Here is a 2,143-nt window from a genome sequence, read left to right as displayed (position 1 = left end):
CCCTAATGGAGATGCTGCCCGCTGCGCTGGCCGCTGACGGCATGTCGCCGGTGTTGGGCTACGGGATGTTTATTGTGGGCTTGCTGGGCTACTTTGGCCTCGATCGTATACTGCCGCATGCTCACCCCCAGGATCTGGTGCAAAAAACCACGCAGCCTTTACCCGGTTCCATCCGGCGTACCGCGATTTTATTGACACTCGGCATTAGCCTGCACAACTTCCCGGAAGGAATTGCGACATTTGTTACCGCCAGCAGCAACCTCGAACTGGGCTTTGGTATTGCCCTTGCCGTCGCATTACACAATATTCCTGAAGGATTAGCCGTGGCGGGTCCGGTTTATGCGGCTACGGGATCTAAACGCACCGCGATATTCTGGGCCGGGATTTCGGGCATGGCAGAAATATTGGGCGGCGTACTGGCGTGGTTAATTCTCGGTAGTCTGATTTCGCCGGTAGTGATGGCGGCGATAATGGCGGCCGTCGCAGGTATTATGGTCGCGCTGTCCGTCGATGAATTGATGCCATTGGCAAAAGAGATCGATCCCAATAATAATCCCAGCTATGGGGTATTGTGCGGAATGTCGGTGATGGGGTTAAGTCTCGTCATTCTCCAGTCCATGGGAATCGGATAATCCAGAGGGCGGATGCCACCCTGCAAGTTTAACAGCATCCGCTCATCCATAGCAGAACGCGAAGGACTATTCCTGTCCCTTAACCGTGCCGTTATCTTCGCCAGATCGACGAAAGAGTTTGTTACGCGCCTCAAGCAGCGCATCTCTGTCCTGGCGGAACGCACGACAATAACGCTTCATATGACAATAATAACCAACCGCAACGAGTGCAATTAATACAATCCAATACCAGGCAATAAACATTCTTTTACCCTTAATATTTAACATCATTAAACATTTAACGTTAAAATTTTACACTACCTTATTCCAACCTACCCCTATAGTGGCATATTCCAGAAACAAATATATGATTTCGATCATATAAATAAGCGACTAAGCTAATAGCCCAGATCGTTATAAACAATTAAACTATGTCGACAAGATCACACAACACAATAATAAACATTGTTCTTAAAATATCTCGCCAATACTATTCAAATAATAAAAATTAGATTCTGCAGAACAATAAGCCTCATCAATATTAATTGATTCATCATTAAAGCAGCATCAGCAATACTATCCTTTGCTTAATTAACATCGTAAAAACATAATATATTCAGCACCATTATATTTACAGGTAATATAAGGAGATATATCCATGTTTACGCAATACCGAAAAACACTTCTCGCTGGAACGCTTGCACTGGCATTTGGATTAACTGTGGGGAATTCGTTTGCCGCAGGTTTTCAACCCGCCCAACCCGCAGGTAAACTGGGCGCAATAGTTGTTGATCCTTATGGAAATGCCCCACTTACCGCACTGATTGAATTAGATAGTCACGTTATTTCGGATGTTAAAGTCACCGTTCATGGTAAAGGTGAAAAAGGGGTTCCGGTTACTTATACCGTTGGCAAAGAATCACTCGCCACTTACGATGGCATTCCTGTTTTTGGCCTTTATCAAAAGTACGCTAATAAAGTTACCATCGAATATAAAGAAAATGGCAAGGCGATGAAGGAAGATTACGTGGTGCAAACATCCGCCATCGTTAATCACTACATGGATAACCGTTCTCTTTCTGATTTACAGCAAACTAAAGTTATTAAGGTTGCTCCCGGCTTTGAAGACCGTCTGTATCTGGTGAATACCCATACTTTCACCGCGCAGGGCGCAGAATTCCACTGGCATGGTGAAAAAGACAAAAATGCCGGCATCCTTGATGCGGGCCCCGCAGGTGGCGCATTACCCTTTGATATCGCCCCTTTTACCTTCGTCGTCGATACGGAAGGTGAATATCGTTGGTGGTTGGATCAGGATACCTTCTATGACGGCCATGACATGGATATCAATAAGCGCGGTTACCTGATGGGCATTCGGGAAACACCGCGCGGAACCTTCACCGCCGTGCAGGGTCAGCACTGGTATGAATTCGATATGATGGGACAGATTCTGGCCGACCATAAGCTGCCGCGTGGATTCCTTGACGCATCGCATGAATCGATCGAAACGGTCAATGACACCGTACTGCTTC

General features: G+C 46.3%; 3 protein-coding genes. 2 read left to right on the top strand and 1 reads right to left on the bottom strand.

Annotated features, from left to right (window positions below):
- Positions 1–632 (top strand): zinc transporter ZupT (gene zupT / locus KQJ18_RS23590; RefSeq protein WP_216422904.1); only part of this gene is annotated, 632 nt, incomplete at its 5' end.
- Positions 633–698: 66 nt separating this feature from the next.
- Here the strand turns inward: zupT and KQJ18_RS23585 are convergent.
- Positions 699–875: a hypothetical protein gene (locus KQJ18_RS23585; RefSeq protein ID WP_069324349.1), complete on the bottom strand. Its 177-nt coding sequence runs from the start codon at positions 873–875 to the stop codon at positions 699–701.
- 394 nt (positions 876–1,269) lie between these two features.
- On the opposite strand from KQJ18_RS23585, the gene KQJ18_RS23580 reads away from it, so the two are divergent.
- A partial coding sequence (locus KQJ18_RS23580; RefSeq protein WP_216422903.1) for an aryl-sulfate sulfotransferase occupies positions 1,270–2,143 on the top strand: 874 nt, incomplete at its 3' end.

Source organism: Citrobacter sp. S55_ASV_140 (genome assembly GCF_018919505.1).
In the GTDB taxonomy this organism is placed as follows: Bacteria; Pseudomonadota; Gammaproteobacteria; order Enterobacterales; family Enterobacteriaceae; genus Citrobacter; species Citrobacter werkmanii.
Note: the sequence above shows the minus strand (reverse complement) of the source record. Positions and strands in the feature narration are given on the sequence as shown.